Annotated in this window: 16 protein-coding genes; 6 read left to right on the top strand and 10 right to left on the bottom strand. The window is 47.8% G+C overall.

Going from position 1 to position 16,792, the window contains the following annotated elements; all coding sequences use genetic code 11:
- Window positions 1–7: 7 nt before the first annotated feature.
- Together B067_RS0105690 and B067_RS0105695 are read left to right on the top strand one after the other, a co-directional pair.
- The gene (locus B067_RS0105690; RefSeq protein WP_019529102.1) at window positions 8–460 is read left to right on the top strand and encodes a tetratricopeptide repeat protein; all 453 of its coding nucleotides are present in this window, start codon (window positions 8–10) and stop codon (window positions 458–460) included.
- Between the two features lie 31 nt (window positions 461–491).
- Complete coding sequence (locus tag B067_RS0105695; RefSeq protein WP_019529103.1) at window positions 492–860, top strand: hypothetical protein; 369 nt, start codon at window positions 492–494, stop codon at window positions 858–860.
- 824 nt (window positions 861–1,684) lie between these two features.
- Here B067_RS0105695 and B067_RS0105705 read toward each other — a convergent pair.
- The 8 genes from B067_RS0105705 to prmB form a co-directional block, all read right to left on the bottom strand.
- Complete coding sequence (locus B067_RS0105705; RefSeq protein WP_019529105.1) at window positions 1,685–2,230, bottom strand: NUDIX hydrolase; 546 nt, start codon at window positions 2,228–2,230, stop codon at window positions 1,685–1,687.
- 93 nt (window positions 2,231–2,323) lie between these two features.
- Window positions 2,324–2,800 (bottom strand): flavin reductase family protein, encoded by a 477-nt coding sequence (locus B067_RS0105710; RefSeq protein ID WP_051083833.1) that lies wholly within the window; start codon window positions 2,798–2,800, stop codon window positions 2,324–2,326.
- 176 nt (window positions 2,801–2,976) lie between these two features.
- Window positions 2,977–3,432 (bottom strand): molybdopterin synthase catalytic subunit MoaE, encoded by a 456-nt coding sequence (gene moaE, locus B067_RS0105715; RefSeq protein WP_019529107.1) that lies wholly within the window; start codon window positions 3,430–3,432, stop codon window positions 2,977–2,979.
- A 1-nt stretch (window position 3,433) separates the two neighbouring features.
- Complete coding sequence (gene moaD / locus B067_RS0105720; RefSeq protein ID WP_019529108.1) at window positions 3,434–3,685, bottom strand: molybdopterin converting factor subunit 1; 252 nt, start codon at window positions 3,683–3,685, stop codon at window positions 3,434–3,436.
- Entirely contained in the window at window positions 3,678–4,178 is a 501-nt protein-coding gene (gene moaC / locus B067_RS0105725) for a cyclic pyranopterin monophosphate synthase MoaC (protein WP_019529109.1), read from the bottom strand. The genes moaD and moaC overlap by 8 nt, the downstream gene beginning before the upstream one ends.
- 53 nt (window positions 4,179–4,231) lie before the next feature.
- Window positions 4,232–5,383 (bottom strand): MFS transporter, encoded by a 1,152-nt coding sequence (locus B067_RS0105730; RefSeq protein WP_035801671.1) that lies wholly within the window; start codon window positions 5,381–5,383, stop codon window positions 4,232–4,234.
- 3 nt (window positions 5,384–5,386) lie between these two features.
- Window positions 5,387–6,487: a chorismate synthase gene (gene aroC, locus B067_RS0105735; RefSeq protein ID WP_019529111.1), complete on the bottom strand. Its 1,101-nt coding sequence runs from the start codon at window positions 6,485–6,487 to the stop codon at window positions 5,387–5,389.
- A gap of 106 nt (window positions 6,488–6,593) precedes the next feature.
- Window positions 6,594–7,523: a 50S ribosomal protein L3 N(5)-glutamine methyltransferase gene (gene prmB, locus B067_RS0105740; RefSeq protein WP_019529112.1), complete on the bottom strand. Its 930-nt coding sequence runs from the start codon at window positions 7,521–7,523 to the stop codon at window positions 6,594–6,596.
- 203 nt (window positions 7,524–7,726) lie between these two features.
- On the opposite strand from prmB, the gene folE reads away from it, so the two are divergent.
- The 3 genes from folE (at window position 7,727) to B067_RS0105755 (ending at window position 10,826) form a co-directional block, all read left to right on the top strand.
- Window positions 7,727–8,272: a GTP cyclohydrolase I FolE gene (gene folE, locus B067_RS0105745; RefSeq protein ID WP_019529113.1), complete on the top strand. Its 546-nt coding sequence runs from the start codon at window positions 7,727–7,729 to the stop codon at window positions 8,270–8,272.
- A gap of 234 nt (window positions 8,273–8,506) precedes the next feature.
- A complete protein-coding gene (locus tag B067_RS19735; protein ID WP_019529114.1) occupies window positions 8,507–10,318 on the top strand; it encodes a sulfatase-like hydrolase/transferase in 1,812 nt (603 codons plus the stop codon).
- Between the two features lie 175 nt (window positions 10,319–10,493).
- A complete protein-coding gene (locus B067_RS0105755) occupies window positions 10,494–10,826 on the top strand; it encodes a hypothetical protein (protein ID WP_019529115.1) in 333 nt (110 codons plus the stop codon).
- Window positions 10,827–10,982: 156 nt separating this feature from the next.
- On the opposite strand, the gene B067_RS0105760 is transcribed toward B067_RS0105755, so the two are convergent.
- Together B067_RS0105760 and B067_RS0105765 are read right to left on the bottom strand one after the other, a co-directional pair.
- Complete coding sequence (locus B067_RS0105760) at window positions 10,983–12,389, bottom strand: hypothetical protein (protein WP_019529116.1); 1,407 nt, start codon at window positions 12,387–12,389, stop codon at window positions 10,983–10,985.
- A 50-nt stretch (window positions 12,390–12,439) separates the two neighbouring features.
- Entirely contained in the window at window positions 12,440–15,514 is a 3,075-nt protein-coding gene (locus B067_RS0105765) for a TonB-dependent receptor (RefSeq protein WP_019529117.1), read from the bottom strand.
- A gap of 271 nt (window positions 15,515–15,785) precedes the next feature.
- Between B067_RS0105765 and B067_RS0105770 the strand changes: the two genes are divergently transcribed.
- Window positions 15,786–16,784 carry an NAD(P)H-quinone oxidoreductase gene (locus B067_RS0105770; RefSeq protein WP_019529118.1) on the top strand — a complete coding sequence of 333 codons (999 nt, stop codon included), beginning with the start codon at window positions 15,786–15,788 and terminating at the stop codon, window positions 16,782–16,784.
- The last annotated feature ends 8 nt before the right edge of the window (window positions 16,785–16,792 follow it).

Below are 16,792 nucleotides of genomic sequence, written 5' to 3' on the forward strand. Positions count from 1 at the left end.
TACTCTCATGTTTGAAACCGACAACTCTACATTAGATAAAACACTGGCTGAGCAATTGCGCAGCTTCTGCCTGCAGGGCTACGAGCTATACGATCAAGCGGATTATAAATTGGCGGTACGGCATTTTTATAAGGCTTGGGCTTTATTACCCAAACCCCAGACCCAATGGCTTGAGGCCGGCTGGGTATTAACCGCCTTAGGTGACAGCTACTTTAAGCTGGGCAACTACCACAGCGGCATAGAAGCGCTTAAATCGGCCTTGCACTGCCCTGACACCGACAACAACCCCTTTATCCATATGCGCCTAGGCCAGTGCTACTATAAAAACCACCAACGGGGCATGGCCGCGATTTCTTTACAAACCGCCTTTAAGATAGGTGGTGAAAAGCTCTTTTATAAAGAAGATGCTTGCTATAGCGACTTACTAAAACCCGTCACCTCGACTAAACTAAGCCCATAACGACTTATCCATCACAACGCTCGGAGCCAACATGTTTCTAGAAGTAAAAAAGAACCCTCAGGTATACCTACAAAACAAAGATATGGACCAAGTCAACCTGGCCCCTGTCACCAGCAACTTTCGCATTAACCTAGCACTTATTGCTGAGGTATCTAACTACTCGCTAAAAGAGCCCAAGCAAAAACGCACCTTAACCGGCTACGATTTTGAGCTGCCTATTAATACACGGGTTATCCACTTAGAAATGAGCTACACCCACTCCACCCACAAAATCATGGTAGATGCCGACCATCAGCACACAGTGAACGAGCGCTACTCCTATAAGCTGGTATTTTTGCCCGAAGCCGAAGATGAGTATTTGCGTATACGCAGCATTATCGATAGCCAAACCCTCGCCTAGCCCCTGCTGCTACTTTAACCATGATAAAGCCCTTACCTCGGTAAGGGCTTTTTTATTGCCGGTAAAATCGCCTCCTGTACTTGAGAGTACTAACCCGAGAGCTGAGCCGGATGCAACTGCGATAGGCAGGTAATGGCACAAGGTTATTGCGCAATATAAAAGATGAGCGCTGAGGGAGCGAATGAGACCGGCTGCCTTCCCCGCAGGGGTGCAGGGCTCAAGCGGGAACGAAGGCAGCCCGGAGGGCCGCCATCATGGAGCAATAGCCTTGGGCCATTACCGAGTTAAAAAACCTAAGCCAGATCAACAGATAAGCATTCTTTTTACGTTTTTTACTACCAGGAACAATTTGGGCCAACACAATAGTTTACTGGAACCGAGGGCTGAGCCGGATGCCGCCGCTACATGGACTGGCCCCTCCCCCTTTTCCCTAAAAAGACACCCGCGTCCGCTACTGAGCCTTAAAGCGCTGCGCTGTCTCATCCGCTACCACGGCCAGCCCCTTTATATTCCGCGACAACACCCGGCTCAACCCTCTAGCATCGCGCGTTTTTTAATATCACCGATAAAGAATATGCACCATGATGCCACTGCGATAGACAGGTAATGGCACAAGGTTATTGCGCAATATCAAAGATGAGCGCTGAGGGAGCGAATGAGACCGGCTGCTTTCCCCGTAGGGGAGCCGGGCTCAGGCGGGAGTGAAGGCAGCCCGGAGGGCCGCCATCATGGAGCAATGACCTTGGGCCATTACCGTGGTTAAGAAACCTCTAACCAGATAAGAAAGGAAGATAAACGCAGGATTTTTTATAGCCGCCGTATGACTAAGGCTTAGGGATTAACCGCTCTATACTAGATGAGCGCACGGGGAAAACGCCGCTCTGCCGATCGATAAAATATTCTTTTAATAACTCGGTAATCACCGGAAAGGCCAGTTCAGTCCAAGGAATATCAGCCTCACTAAACAGGTCTACATCGGTACTCTCGGCCCCGGCCTGATAACGCCCCTGCGCCACATCGCCACGATAAAAAACATACACCTGATTAATATGGGGTAAATCGAACAAGCGATAAAACACCGGGTTAATAACTGTGGCACCCGCTTCTTCCTCGCTTTCGCGCAAGGCACCTTCTAGGCTGGTTTCGTGATTCTCCATAAAGCCCGCAGGCAAGGTCCAAAAGCCTTTGCGCGGCTCTATAGCACGGCGGCACAGTAACACGTTGCCTTCATAGAGCGGCAAGGTACCCACTATCACTTTCGGGTTTTGATAATGTATGTGCTCGCAGGACGAACACACATAGCGGCGGCGATTGTCACCCGCGGGAATCAGTTGCTCTACCGACTCACCACAGAGGCTACAAAATTTCATAAAGCATCCAACAGATTACACACTAATAGCGGTGATTAACAAAATGAGACTATAACGACGAAGCACTTAACAGCCCATAAACTAACGAATGATTTAACGAATAGTGCCGTATTTGCCGGCATGAAAAACTAGCGGCTCTTCGTTGCGACGGTAATCCATCTCCAACACTTCACCGACCAAAATAATATGATCACCACCGGGGTATCGGGCCCAGATTTTACATTCCAGACTACTAACAGCGCCGCGCAATATGGGCGAACCCGTTTTACCTATACGATAGTGCTCGTCTAACAGGGTGTGTTGGTCGCGCTTAGCGTAATAGTTGGATAAATCGCGCTGCGAGTCCGACAAAACATTAATCGTGTAATGATCGGCTTTTTCAAAAGCGGCGTAGCAGTCCGAGCTGTTTTGCAAACTCCACAACACTAACGAAGGCTCCAGAGATAGTGCAGCAAATGAATTAACCGTCATGCCAAAAGGCTCAAAACCTTCGGGATGGGCCGTTACTACACATACGCCAGTCGCAAAACTACCCAATGCATCGCGAAACTCACGTAGATCTAAACTCATAAACATTCCTTTTGTGCCACGCAATAGCGTGGCGATAACTGACTTTAATAGTCGGTTATTATAGCGGTAAACCCCAGCTGAATGCGAAAAGAAAATAAGCCATAGCGGTTAAGCGTTATCGGTATTTAACAGCATTTCACCGTGATAACAGCTAGATAAGTAGCTAAACGGCGATGTTACTGCCAGCGTTTAGCGGCCTCGCCGTCGCTTTCACGGGCGTCTAGCCATTGTGCGCCCTGTTCGGTTTGTTCTTTTTTCCAAAACGGCGCCTGGGTTTTGAGGTAATCCATAATAAATTCGCAGGCCTGAAAGGCTTCACCACGGTGCTGACTGCTTACCGCCACTAGCACGATCTGCTCACCGGGCTGTAATAAGCCCACTCGGTGTATAACGGTAGCTGCCAATAGCTGCCAGCGCTGAGCGGCTTGCAGGGTAATGTCTTGGATAGATTTTTCAGTCATGCCGGGATAGTGCTCCAGCTCCATGTTGGCAATGCTCTGGCCATTATGAATATCGCGCACCGTGCCGACAAAATTGACTACCGCACCGGTTTGCAGGCTTTGCTGGCGCAATAAATTAAGTTCAGTGCTTACATCAAAGTCAGCGGTTTGCACTCGCACTTCACACTGCATGCTAACCCCCTGTTACCGGTGGAAAAAACGCTACTTCATCACCATCAGTGACTACGCAATCATCATCCGCTACGGTCTGGTTTACCGCCTGCACGCTATTGGGCGCGGTGAGCACCGCCTGCCAGCTGTCACCATTTTCCGTGATTAGCCACTGCTTAAACGCAGCCAGGCTCATGTTATGAGGTAGGGTAACCGCAACGTCTGATACCCCCAACGCTTCTCTATAAGAGGCAAAAAATAATACTTTAACCATGTTCACGCTCTACTACTGAATCGGCCTGCCAGTGGCCCGATTTACCGCCCCGTTTTTCTAATACCCGTATATCGCCTATGACCATGTCTTTATCCACGGCCTTACACATATCATAAATAGTGAGCGCCGCTACCGACGCCGCGGTTAAGGCTTCCATCTCTACCCCGGTTTGGCCCGCTAATTTACAGCGGCTTTGAATAATCACCCGGCTATTCGCTTCATCAGCCTGTAAGTCGACCTTGATAGAGGTAAGCATTAGGGGATGGCATAGGGGGATTAAATTGGCGCATTGCTTGGCCGCCTGTACCCCGGCAATTTTTGCCACAGTGAAGACATCACCCTTTTTATGGCCGCCCTCCATAATCAGCTTCAAGGTAGCTGGCTGCATGGTAACGGTTGCTTCCGCAACCGCTACGCGCTCGGTCATGGATTTTGCTGTCACATCCACCATTTCCGCTTGGCCGGCATCATTGAGATGGGTAAGTTTAGTCATAGTTAGCCACTACTGTTGTATGTTCATTATGTCTGCAGTTTACCAGCAATACGCTAAGGGTTAAGCCTTACTTTTAAGCCAACCACAAAAGCGATGATGCAAATAACAGCTGCCGCAACAAAAGTCGATTGCGGGCTAATATCCCAAGCCCAACCACTGAGCACCGCGCCCAAGGCGCCGCCAGCACCAAAACTGATGCCGCTATATAGGGCCATGCCCTGGCTTTGGTGGCCACCGATAAAGGAACGCCGCACCATCTCTACGGCAAAGGCATGGAAAGTACCAAAGGAGGCAGCATGTAAGCACTGCGCGACGATCAGCCAGCCACTGCTATCCGCTAAAAAGGCAATTAACAACCAGCGTATGGCCGATAATAAAATACTGCCCAACATAATATGCCTAAGGCTAAAGCGACCTAGTAGCTTGTGCATAACAATAAAAACGAGCACTTCGGCCAACACGCCTAGCGACCACATCATGCCTATAAAGCTGTTGCTGTAATCTTTATTTTGTAAAAACACACTAAAAAACGTGTAGTAAGGGCCGTGCGATAACTGCTGCAAAAAGCAGCAGATTAAAAACGCCAGCACCGCAGGTTGCTTGATAATGCTGAGTAAGGATTGCTTGGGCTCTGCGCTTACGGCTAAGGGCGGCGGCTCAGTTACCAGCAAGCTGCTCAGCCATATAGCAACTAGCAAAGCCAGTAAGATAAACGGTAAGTTGGTTATGCTGAATACATCGAAGTACCAACCCAGGCCCGCTACCGCAGCAATAAACCCCACCGAACCCCACAGCCGTATGCGGCTGTAATGCTCAGGTTTACCCCCTAGGTGATCCAAGGTGACCACCTCATACTGGGCCAGTATTGCATTCCAAAAAAAACTAAAGCCCGCGACCACCAAGGCTAAGCTTAAAAAACTCTGATCGAAAAAAATAAAGGCAAAACACAGGCAGGATAACAAAGCCCCCAGCCTAACACCGTTGATGTGCTTATGATTATGGCGACACAACCAACTCCACAAACTGGGCGCAAAGATTTTAGTGCCCATAATAATACCCGCCAAATAACCGATATCGGTGGCGTTAAAATTATGAGCTTGTAGATATAAGGGCCAGAACGGCAGCAAGGCACCCAGCAGGGCAAAATAGAAACAGTAAAATAACGATAGCCGCCAGTAAGGTACTGGCGGCAATGCGGAGGCCATCAATTACTCCGCGCTGGCGGGTATCACCGGGGTGCTGCTATTCACGTCGGCATTTTGACCGCGGTGGCGCAGCAGGTGATCCATTAACACGATGGCCAACATGGCCTCGGCTATAGGTGTGGCGCGTATGCCCACACAGGGGTCATGGCGGCCGGTGGTAATGACCTCGGTGGCCTTGCCCTCTACATCAACGGTTTTACCGGGGATTAACACACTGGAGGTAGGCTTAAGCGCAATATGCGCGACTATATCTTGGCCGCTGGAAATACCGCCCAAGATGCCGCCGGCATTGTTAGAGGTAAAACCCTCAGGGGTAAGCTCATCGCGGTGCTCACTGCCCCTAGCATCGACACAGTCAAAGCCGGCACCTATCTCTACCCCTTTAACTGCGTTTATGCCCATCATGGCGTGGGCGATGTCGGCGTCTAGCCTATCGAATACCGGCTCGCCTAAACCGGGCATCACATTGCTGGCCACGACGGTTAGCTTGGCACCTATAGAGTCGCCGCTTTTACGCAGCTTGTTCATATAGTCTTCCATCTCAGCCACTTTGCTTTGATCGGGGCAGAAGAAGGGGTTGGTTTCTACCACATCCCAATCTAGGGTTTCGGCTTTAATGGGGCCCAGCTGTGATAAATAACCGCGCACTACTATGCCGTGGCGCTGCTGTAAATATTTTTTAGCGATAGCACCGGCCGCCACACGCATGGCGGTTTCACGGGCGGAAGAACGGCCACCGCCACGGTAATCGCGCAGGCCATACTTTTGCTGATAGCTATAGTCAGCATGCATGGGGCGGAACCTATCCATGATTTTGGAATAGTCTTTCGAGCGCTGGTCGGTATTTTCTATTAATAAACCGATGGAGGTACCGGTGGTTTTGCCTTCAAACACGCCCGATAAAATTTGCACCTCGTCGGCCTCACGGCGCTGGGTGGTAAAGCGTGAGGTGCCGGGTTTGCGCCTATCTAAATCGGCCTGTAAATCGGCCTCGCTAATCTCTAATCCCGGTGGGCAGCCATCTATAATACAACCCAAGGCTTTACCGTGGCTTTCGCCGAAGCTGGTGACGGTAAATAGTTTTCCAATGGTGTTACCCGACATGCTGTTACTCTTCTATTTGATAACGTCTGGTTAATAAGGTCTGATTAATAACGTCTAATAAATATGTGTATGGCTAAAATATGCGGTGATTATACGCGATTCTGTTTCAAGCGTCAGACCCGGCAGCAAACTCACTGGCATAATGTTGCAACTCTGCTTTGCTAAACACCAACACACCGTGGCCACCGTGCTCAAACTCCACCCAAGTAAAGGCTACGTAGGGATAAGCCTGCTCTAAAGCCACACAACTATTACCGACTTCCACCACTAACAGGCCATCGTCAGTTAAATACCCTGCCGCCTCCCGTAAAATGCGGCGGGTAATATCTAAGCCGTCATCCCCCGAACCAAGAGCCATGGCAGGCTCATGCTGATATTCGGCCGGCATGGAGCTGACATCCTCTATATCGACATAGGGCGGGTTACTGACGATAAGATCGTACTGGCCGCTTAAGCCTGCAAATAGGTCGGACTGTCTCGCGCTAACGCGGTGGTTTAGCTCATAGCTGTCTATATTACTTTGCGCCACTACCAAGGCATCGGCCGATAAATCGGCCAGTTCAACCGTGGCCTCTTCAAAATAATGGGCGCAGGCTATGCCTATGCAGCCGCCGCCAGTGCACAAATCCAACAGGCGATTAACCGGCCTGCCCGCCAGCCAGGGCTCAAAGCCCTGCGCTATCAACTCGGCTATGGGCGAGCGCGGTATGAGTACCCGCTCATCCACTTTAAAAGATAGGCCTGCAAACCACGCTTGGCCGGTTAGATACGGTACCGGTATGCGCTCGCGGCAGCGGGTTTCTATCACCGTTAATAACAGCTTGCGCTCTTGGCTGGTGAGGGTGGCGTCTAATAAATGCTCTTCACTACCCAGCGGTACACCTACGGTGTGCAATACTAATTGCAGCGCTTCATCTAAGGCATTATCGGTGCCGTGGCCAAAATACACCCCGGATTGGGTGAATTTTGATACCGCCCAGCGCAGATAATCCCGCAGGGTGCTTAGTTGTTTGGCGACTTCACTCAGTGTTTCCATTGATCAACAATACTCATAGTTATCGTGGATGACCTCGCAGGCCGTTCAGGCCGCTAGTTTACCCACTTTTAAGGGCATTTTCTTTGCTAAGCTTAATAAGTATTTAAGGGCTAGAGTTTTTGTCATCATTTAGGGCATCTGGTAGTATCTCGCCTCTGACCCCATCAACGGCTTATCAGCCCTACAATTTAGACAGGTTAACCGTGGAAAAAGCGTTCACTACCATCATAGAAGCCGTAGGCGAAGACAAAAACCGCGAAGGTTTATTAGATACCCCCAAGCGCGCAGCCAAGGCCATGAAGTTTTTAACCAAGGGCTATAGAGAGACCGTTGAAGAAGTGGTTAACGGCGCCATGTTTGCATCCGATTGCAATGAAATGGTGCTGGTGGCCGATATAGAGCTGTACTCTATGTGCGAGCATCACCTGCTGCCCTTTATAGGCAAATGCCATGTTGCCTATATTCCCAAGGGCAAAGTGGTAGGCTTATCGAAAATTGCCCGCATCGTTGATATGTTTGCCCGCCGCTTTCAAATTCAAGAAAACCTCACCAGCCAAATTGCCTCTACCATGATGGAAATCACCGGTGCCGAAGGCGTGGGCGTGATTATAGAAGCCAAGCATATGTGCATGATGATGCGCGGGGTAGAAAAACAAAACTCGGTAATGCGCACCTCTTCTATGCAGGGTACCTTTAGAAGTGACGAAAAAACCCGCATGGAATTTTTAAGCCTGGTTAACGGCCGTTAAGCCGCTAGCGATAAGCTGAAATATAAAGCTCAAGTACAAACTCCGATATAGCGCCATCGCGTTATATCGCCCTACCTCCCTGCCTCTCTCGCCGAGGCTCTCATCCACTACCCTCACTCACACCGCAACGACATTCTTCCCCTAGCTTACTATTGCTGTATTATTAGCCATTTTTGTGGCACCCGCAGACTTATAACCTAAGCCTAGTGCCCTATCAAACGATACCCGCAAGCTATGACTTTATCCGTTTTTGCACAACGTAACGCCTTATTAATCAGCCTGATAACCTTGGCCTTTAGCCTTTACGGTGCCCTTAGCCATCACATCAGCGCAGCCAGCCTACCCTTTTTTATGGCGGCCTATATTGTGCAAGCAGCGCTGTATTGCCTGCCCCTATTGCTCATCGCGAAGCTTGGCCGGCGCCTGCCTACCCTGCTGAGCTTTGGGCTCACAACGGTATACAGCATCGCCATCGTGTCGCTGATTTTGGCCAACTATAAGCTATACAGCCTCTATGGTTTTTATATTAATAGCTTTGTGCTCAACATCATTACCACACCCGGCGGCATAGAAGCCCTAGGCGCTAACGCCAGCACCTATAAAACATTGGCCTTATATAATGTTATAGGCTTGGCACTGTATGCCGCGTTTATACGCTACGCCGCCGCCGAAAAACTATTTAGCTATCTTCCCTCTAAGCGTTGCAGCCTCAGCCTGTTATTACTCTGCTTTGTTTTTCAAGCCATGAGCTATGCAGCTGCCAACCATAAGGCTGATCGTGACATACTCAACGCCTCTAATGCCATCGCCTGGTATATGCCCATTACTGCAAAATCGTTTTTGCGTAAGCTAGGCATAGCGGGCCGTTCAGAAGACGGCCTAGAGGGCCGCACAAAAGGCGGACGAGTTGACTACCCACAGGTAGACCCCACTAGCCTCAACATTAAGCAAGCCTATAACATAGTGTGGCTGGTAGCCGAATCCTGGCGCTTTGACATGCTAGATAAACGCATTATGCCTGCCACTAACGCCTTCGCGGCTAACAACATCCGTTATACGCACCATTACAGCGGTGGCAACGGCACCCGCATGGGTATGTTTACCCAGTTTTATGGCCTCTATGGCAGTTACTGGTTTGATATTTTACGGGAAGGTAAATCGCCACTATTAATAGACACCCTGATTGCCAACAACTATCAGATGAAAGCCTTTACCAGCGCTAAGTTTACCTACCCAGAGTTTAATAAAACCATCTTCTCGCGCTTTACTGACCAGCAATTACACTCCGATGCCAAGGGCCACGGCTGGCAGCGCGACCAGCGCAACACCACTAAGCTCATAGACTATATAGAAAATACCGAGCACCCCTTTTTTACCTTTATGTTTTTTGAGTCGGCCCACGCCAATTACTACTTCCCTGATAAAAACATCATAGAACCCGATTATTTAAAAAACTTTGATTACCTAGACACCAACATTAGCAAACATATCAAAGGCATAAAAAACCGCTATATCAATTCCAACAATCATTTAGACAGTCAAATTGCCCGCGTTATTAATAGCCTCAAACAATCGGAAAAAATGGATAACACTATTATTGTTATTACCGGTGACCACGGAGAAGAGTTTATGGAAAAAGGCCGCTGGGGCCACAACTCTACCTTTAGCGAAGAACAGGTACGGGTACCCATGATATTGCATATACCGGGCCAGCCTGCCGCGCAACATGATTTTTTAAGCAGCCATTTAGACTTACCCGCCACCGTATTACAGGCCTTAGGTATAAATATAGACCCCAAATTACACAGCTATGGCAGCAATTTATTAAGCCCGCAATATCAGCGCGACTATACCGTGGTTAGCGACTGGCATGGCAACTCCCTAGTCACTAAAAACATTAAATACGTAATGTCGTCTAAGGCACGCCAGCTGGGCAACAATATCACCACCATAGACGACACGCCCATTACCGCTGATGACATACAAGCCAATGACAAAAAAACCTTAACAAAGTTTATTAAAGACGTCAGTCGCTTCTATAAATAAGATCCACAAGCCAAAACAAAACCTTAGCCATTTCCATAGAAAGCGCTAGTGCTTTCTATGGAAATACACTACTCTGATCAGGCGAGCTAAGGTTTTTTTATTACAAAAAAATGACAGCTCTAGCGCTTATCTCAATAAATATTTTTAATAAATAATTTATAGAAGGCGTTATCCTATGAAACATCTCCCTACCGCTGCCTTAGCCAGCTTATTGATTAGCACCATCCCTTATGCATTAGCTGACGACAGTGTTTTTCAAGACTGCATACTAGAAGGCCGAGTCGTTTCTGACAAAGCCGAAGACGGCAACAACATCGTACGTATAGATTTTTATAAGGCTCAGCCTTATAAGCCAGAATCACGCTGCATTATTGATGGCAGCTTAGAGTTTAAGCAACCCAAAGGCTCGCTAATAGAAAACCTGTCAGAAGGTTCGGTAGTACAGTACCACTATATTAAAACCAACAAAGGGAAAACTAGCTGGCAATTAATAGGTGCTTTTATTTAAGCCTAAGGCGCAGCGGTAACATTATAAAAAGGGTGTTGTTAAAATGCCTTTTTTTATGTCTTTAAAAAGTAAAAAAAGGCCGCAATAGTAACTATTGCGGCCAAGGAGAGGGCCGAATGAAAGCCCTAAAACCATTATTAGTGTTTTAATAGAGGCTTATAAAGAACCTTCAACTATCCAGCCTTGGTACCAGTTGTCTGCACCCGCAGCCGTAGGATCTACCGCACCGGCATAATCGGTGGCATCGAAGAAGCTAGGGTCAGCCACACTGGCAGCGTAAGTCGCGTTGATATTAGCTATATCCAAAGTACCTACACTGGCAGTTTGTGCCTCTGTTGCTTGCGCAGCGTAATCAGCATCTAGCATGACATCCGCTATAGGCGCAGGCACTAGATTGACATCACCTGAGATTGCACAATCGGCAACAACATTAGTAAATACCAAATCGGTACCCGGCATAGAGGCATCGGCAGTATCAACACAAGTGGTGATTGCTGAGCCCGTCGCTGAGGTTAATACCGAGTGATGTAGAAAACCCGCAGAAGTCTTTTTGAAGACCATCAGGGTATCTTTAGCGCCATCACCAATAAAGGTTGCGTTAGCAATAGTAGGCTTGGATAAGAAATCCAAAGTGCCTTCGGTATCCGCCTCTATCGCATTACCGTTAACATCGGCGCTTTGCTTAACCAGAACATATTGAATATTACCCTGATAACCCTCATCCCAATCGACTGAGTCATCAAGGTTGTTGGTTAACACTAAGTGCTTGGCATTAACACTGCCACCGTAGAACTCTACCGCGTCATCTGAATTGTTATTCACTTGTAAATAATCAACAGTAGTGCCTGAACCTACTGCTACAAAAGACACCCCGTTAATTTCATTACCAGGTGCAAATTCGTAACCGCCTTCAGTCACCACTACATACTTTAATGTACCGCTATTATCATTGGCGCTAGTGCCGGCAGCAAAACCTGACTCACCTTCGGCATCGACGTTCTCACAATTACCACCACCGCAGGCGTAATCAGCATCATTGTGCAAACCATAACCGTGCAGGATCAAACCACCCCACTCACCAGAGCCCTCATAACCTTCGTCATCAGAGCTGAAAATAATAGGCGCATTAGCCGTACCTACGGCCTCTATGCGTGAGCCACGGGTAATCAGCAAGTTAGCGAAAGTGCCGCTGGCTGCTTTAATTTCAGTACCCGCGTCTATAGTCAGTATGGCTTCAACAACGGGGTTGCCGTTTTCCAAAGTGCCTTCAGTTGGTGACATAACACCGTTACCATTACCTACGGTAACGCGGCTTTCCAAGTACCAAGTAATATTGCTGCTTAGGGTACGATTTTCTAATATAGTCGCTGGCAAGGCACACACATCACCTCCAGTGGCATCTATAGGTTTAGCCGAAGACCAGCTAGGGCAGTTTTGTGAAATAGCAGTGCTGCCAACACCCCCTTCTATAGTTACTGTTGAATCATCGCCCTCTGAACAGCCATACAGACCACCCATAGCCGCAACAATTGCTGTTGTTAGTAATAATTTTTTCGTTTTCATAGGAAGCTCCTAATTGCTTTATTAAATAAAATTATGTAACTGTTAAGGGATTAAAAATTCCAATCTATGCCGGCTTTAAGCTGCAAGCCTTTTTCATAACGCTTGAACACATTACCGCCTTGGGTAAATTCAACTTCACTATTAAGTAAGTTTTTTATTTTTGCGTTAAAGGATAACTCGTCGTTAATCTGGTACTTATAGTTAATATTCAGATCAAACCTGGGCTGTTCAATAATATCGGGTAACCCCGACACACCGACGTCGACTATGGTTTCACCGTTTTGATTGGCTAGTAAGGTAATTTCGTGACCATTTTCTATATCGTCATAACCTAACACTGCGTTAAAGGTGTATTCAGGCTGGCCTTGCAACTCACGATTATCACCATTACTTAGATCAACGTCAGATTCGATCAAACTGGCATTAACAGAGACGAAGACGGATTGGCTATAAGAATCATCCAAAGCAAATATTTTTTTAGCATCAAACTCTATGCCGTATATTTCAGCTGCATCAGCGTTTTGGAAGGTTCTAGAGTTACCTGCTGTACCTGAGGCCGCTAGCGCCACCCTTTCTATAGGATCTTTTAAATCTTTATAGAATAACGCCACGCTTAGGGTTTCATCATCAGACCAGTATTTTTCCCAGCGGACATCAAGGTTTAATACATCCGCCACTTCTAGATTCGGGTTACCACGCACTCGGCAATCACACTCTTCATCATAAAAAGTCGCATTAGCACGCTCTTTAAAATCAGGGCGTGAAACCGTTTGGCTAAGGGCAAAACGCAACTGTTGATCTTCGGCGAAAAACCAATTTAAGGCTAAGCTAGGTAACAGCGTGTCTTCTTTCAATGGCTCGCCTACCGCTTTAAAGGTACCGGTATTGGCATCAATCTCTGTCAAACTAAAGGTATCGGTGGTTTGCTTGTAATCCTCATAGCGCGCACCCACAACAATTTGATATTCAGAATTAAACAGGGCGTCGTATGAGACATAGACACTGTTTAAATCCATATCCGCTTTATAGCTGTCACTGGCTACCGTTTTATCGTCAAAGGTATAACCGGTAGCCGTATTACCGGTTATGTTTTGTTCGTTTAAAACATCGCTAACCAAGCCATTAGGCGCATTATCATCTACCGCGGTTTGCCCACCATTGAAACCATAGGTTTCAGAGTCTGAGTCACGCTCACGGCGAATCAGCTGCAGGCCTGCTGACAAGGTAGATTCAAAATTGCTATCTGAATCTATGAAGTATTCAAAGTCTGTAGAAAAGTCTATGTTATCGTCACTGAGATCATCATAGCGGCGGGTTAAGTTAGGCACTTGCAGATTGTAAATACCATCACCTTCCTCCAAATCCATGCGCACTTCACGCCTATCCGGTGCTAAGCGATTAGCCTGGCTATAGGTAAACTGCCAATCGGCACTCAGCTGCTCATCGTCACCAAAAACATGCTGGCCTCTAAATTGCTGTGAGAAAAACTCGCGCTCCACCCACTCTATGCGCCAGCGCAGTGAATCTACTAAAGCATCGCTATCATAGCCCTGAGATACGCGAACATTTTTCTCCGTCACTCTGGATATGATGGTGTTAGCTTGATAGCTGCTCTCGCCTATATTTAAACCTAAGGATAACAAGCCATTAACATCGATATCGTTAGAGTGCTCTTCAAAAGTAAAGTCATCGCTGAGTACAGAGCCATTTAAGCCCCCGTAGGTTCTGCTAACACCCTTAGCTTTTTTGCTCCATTCATTTTTATAATTGGCCGCAGAAAACACACTTAACTCGGCGTCATAGTCATCCAGATAATAAATGTCGCCGTAATTAATACCCAATGAAACATCGGGGTTAGCTTTTTTCTGATCTAAATCCCAATCATCTTTTAAAGCAAGAGCGCCTATTTCACCTAACTCTTGTTGACCTGATTGCGAAATAATATCCTTTTGCTCTAAAGCGTCGGAAATACTATTGATAATACCGGGCAGTTCACGCCCACCGTCGTCCCAGCCCAGCACATCGTAATCACCTCTGCTGGGGTCTACATAGGCATCATCAAAGGTGAGGCCATCAACATAGCCCAACGAGAGTGATAATTTGCCACTGCCTTCTTCTGATAATGCGCGAGTATTAATCACTAAATTACCGCCAGTACTATCACCGGGCATGGACGCTACAAAAGTTTTGCGTACCGATAACTGTTCAATAATATTACTAGGGAATATATCCAACGGTACGGTGCGCTTGGAAGGGTTGGTACTGGGCAGCGTGGCACCGTTTAAGGTGGTGCTAATATAACGACCGCCTAAACCGCGAATAAATACAAAGCGATTATCTTGCACGGTAACACTGGGCACACGCACTACCGAGGCGGCGACATCGCTGTCACCAAAACGTGCCAACTGCTCCATGCCCATAGTGTCTACCACATTGGCGGAGTAACGTTCACTGTCTTCAAAGGCCGATATATTTACCTTGGCCAGCACCACGACTTCTTCTATGGTGTTGTTGCTACCGTTAAGGCTAAAGTCAGAGCCCTTAGTAACATTGGCAACGACTCGGTAATCCTTAATGCGTTGGCTGCCTATATCGGGATGGCTGATTTCCAGTTCATAAATACCTCTGGGCAGCTCTAAGCTATATTCGCCGTAGGCATTACTGCTGGCGCTGTATTTTTCGCCTACCACGCTAATCAAGGCGCCGACTACCGCTAGGCCATTGCTGCTAACTACGCCAGTAATACCACCCTGAGCCGCTTTTTTCTTTTGGCTGGCGGTTTCATTTTTAAAGTAAGACTCTATAGCGACCTGTGGCTTGACCCCCTCAGCCAGAGAGATAGTAATATCGGTCAACTGACCGCCAGCGCTATCAAAGCGGAAGCTGTGCACCAGTTCACCTGAACGTAGTAGCTGCACACTGTGGCCACCAGCACCTAGGTCAAAAATCGCCATGCCACTACCGCTGATAGGCTGACTGCTACCCCCATCCACCTTGGCCGACAAGGTAGCCACCTCACCGCTGTTATCATTAAGCTGTATGACTAATTCATCATCGGCATAAGCCCAGGCAGCACTGCAACTCACCGCCGCGGCGGATAAATAACTCACTATTGACCGTTTCATTAATACCCCTATTTTTCTTGTTGCTCTTTAACCGGCCTTGTTAGGCTTGCTTATTCACAAAACAAACATGCGTCAGCCGATATATTTATTTGTAGCTATTAAAGCGCTGAAATATTTCAATCAGGCAACAGAAAAATGAAGTTTATATGACGTAAACATGACAGACTGTCATGGCAGTAGGTATTCATAAGGTCAGCAACACTATGACTACACAAGGCTTAACGACCTGCTAAAATAAGCACAACCCACAGTAGATTCCCTAAGAGCAACTATGCGCTATATAGACCTAATCAAATTCGGCGGCACCGAAAATTTAATCCAGTCAGAAATGTCTACGCCCTCCCCCGGCCCCGACGAACTACTGATACGTGTGGTGGCGGCGGGGGTAAATCGCCCCGATATTATCCAGCGCCAAGGCCTATATCCAGCGCCCAAAGGGGCCTCGCCTATATTGGGTTTAGAGGTAGCTGGCTTGGTTGAGCGTGTTGGCGAGAATATAAAACCCGAACAATGGCAGCCCGGCGACAAGGTCTGCGCACTCACCAATGGCGGCGGTTATGCCGAGTTTGTTAATGTCCCCGCAGGACAATGCCTAGCCATGCCAGAAGGCCTCAACTACCAACAAGCTGCCGCCCTGCCTGAAACTTTTTTTACCGTATGGAGCAATGTTTTTGAGCGCGCGCAGCTTAAAGCCGGCGAGGTGCTATTGGTACACGGCGGCGCCAGCGGTATAGGCACAGCAGCCATACAAATGGCTAAGTGTATGGGGGCCAGAGTGTTTACTACCGCCAGCAGCGATGAGAAATGCCAATGCTGTATAGCGCTAGGCTGCGAGCAGGCCTTTAATTACCAAGAGCAAGACTTTGTCAGCGCCATTAAAGAAGCCACCAATGATCACGGTGCCGATGTTATTCTGGATATAGTGGGTGGCGAATATATCAATCGTAATATCAAGGCTGCCGCTATCGATGGCCGCATAGTCAATATCGCCTTCTTACAAGGCAGTAAGGCAGAAGTTAATTTTATGCCGGTAATGCTGAAACGGCTAAGCCTTAGCGGCTCTACGCTGCGCGCGCAAAGCAGCGAAGTGAAGGCCGCTATAGCTACACAATTACAGCAACATATTTGGCCTTTTCTAGAAAACGGCAGCATCAAACCGGTCATTGCCGAAGTCTTCCCCATGCACAAGGTTAAGCTGGCCCACCAGCTTATGGAAAGCAACCAACATATAGGGAAAATCGTGTTATCCATGGATGACAGTTACTTATAAACATTGAG

The sequence above is a fragment of the Dasania marina DSM 21967 genome (assembly GCF_000373485.1).
GTDB classification, from domain to species: Bacteria; Pseudomonadota; Gammaproteobacteria; order Pseudomonadales; family Dasaniaceae; genus Dasania; species Dasania marina.

Coding starts and splice junctions, on each gene's coding strand:
- B067_RS0105710 (WP_051083833.1), bottom strand. CDS start 2,800: ATGAGTTTAGATCTACGTGAGTTTCGCGATGCATTGGGTAGTTTTGCG.
- moaC (WP_019529109.1), bottom strand. CDS start 4,178: ATGACTAAACTTACCCATCTCAATGATGCCGGCCAAGCGGAAATGGTG.
- B067_RS0105730 (WP_035801671.1), bottom strand. CDS start 5,383: ATGGCCTCCGCATTGCCGCCAGTACCTTACTGGCGGCTATCGTTATTT.
- moaD (WP_019529108.1), bottom strand. CDS start 3,685: ATGGTTAAAGTATTATTTTTTGCCTCTTATAGAGAAGCGTTGGGGGTA.
- B067_RS0105690 (WP_019529102.1), top strand. CDS start 8: ATGTTTGAAACCGACAACTCTACATTAGATAAAACACTGGCTGAGCAA.
- B067_RS0105760 (WP_019529116.1), bottom strand. CDS start 12,389: ATGAAAACGAAAAAATTATTACTAACAACAGCAATTGTTGCGGCTATG.
- B067_RS19735 (WP_019529114.1), top strand. CDS start 8,507: ATGACTTTATCCGTTTTTGCACAACGTAACGCCTTATTAATCAGCCTG.
- aroC (WP_019529111.1), bottom strand. CDS start 6,487: ATGTCGGGTAACACCATTGGAAAACTATTTACCGTCACCAGCTTCGGC.
- B067_RS0105705 (WP_019529105.1), bottom strand. CDS start 2,230: ATGAAATTTTGTAGCCTCTGTGGTGAGTCGGTAGAGCAACTGATTCCC.
- B067_RS0105770 (WP_019529118.1), top strand. CDS start 15,786: ATGCGCTATATAGACCTAATCAAATTCGGCGGCACCGAAAATTTAATC.
- B067_RS0105695 (WP_019529103.1), top strand. CDS start 492: ATGTTTCTAGAAGTAAAAAAGAACCCTCAGGTATACCTACAAAACAAA.
- moaE (WP_019529107.1), bottom strand. CDS start 3,432: ATGCAGTGTGAAGTGCGAGTGCAAACCGCTGACTTTGATGTAAGCACT.
- prmB (WP_019529112.1), bottom strand. CDS start 7,523: ATGGAAACACTGAGTGAAGTCGCCAAACAACTAAGCACCCTGCGGGAT.
- B067_RS0105755 (WP_019529115.1), top strand. CDS start 10,494: ATGAAACATCTCCCTACCGCTGCCTTAGCCAGCTTATTGATTAGCACC.
- B067_RS0105765 (WP_019529117.1), bottom strand. CDS start 15,514: ATGAAACGGTCAATAGTGAGTTATTTATCCGCCGCGGCGGTGAGTTGC.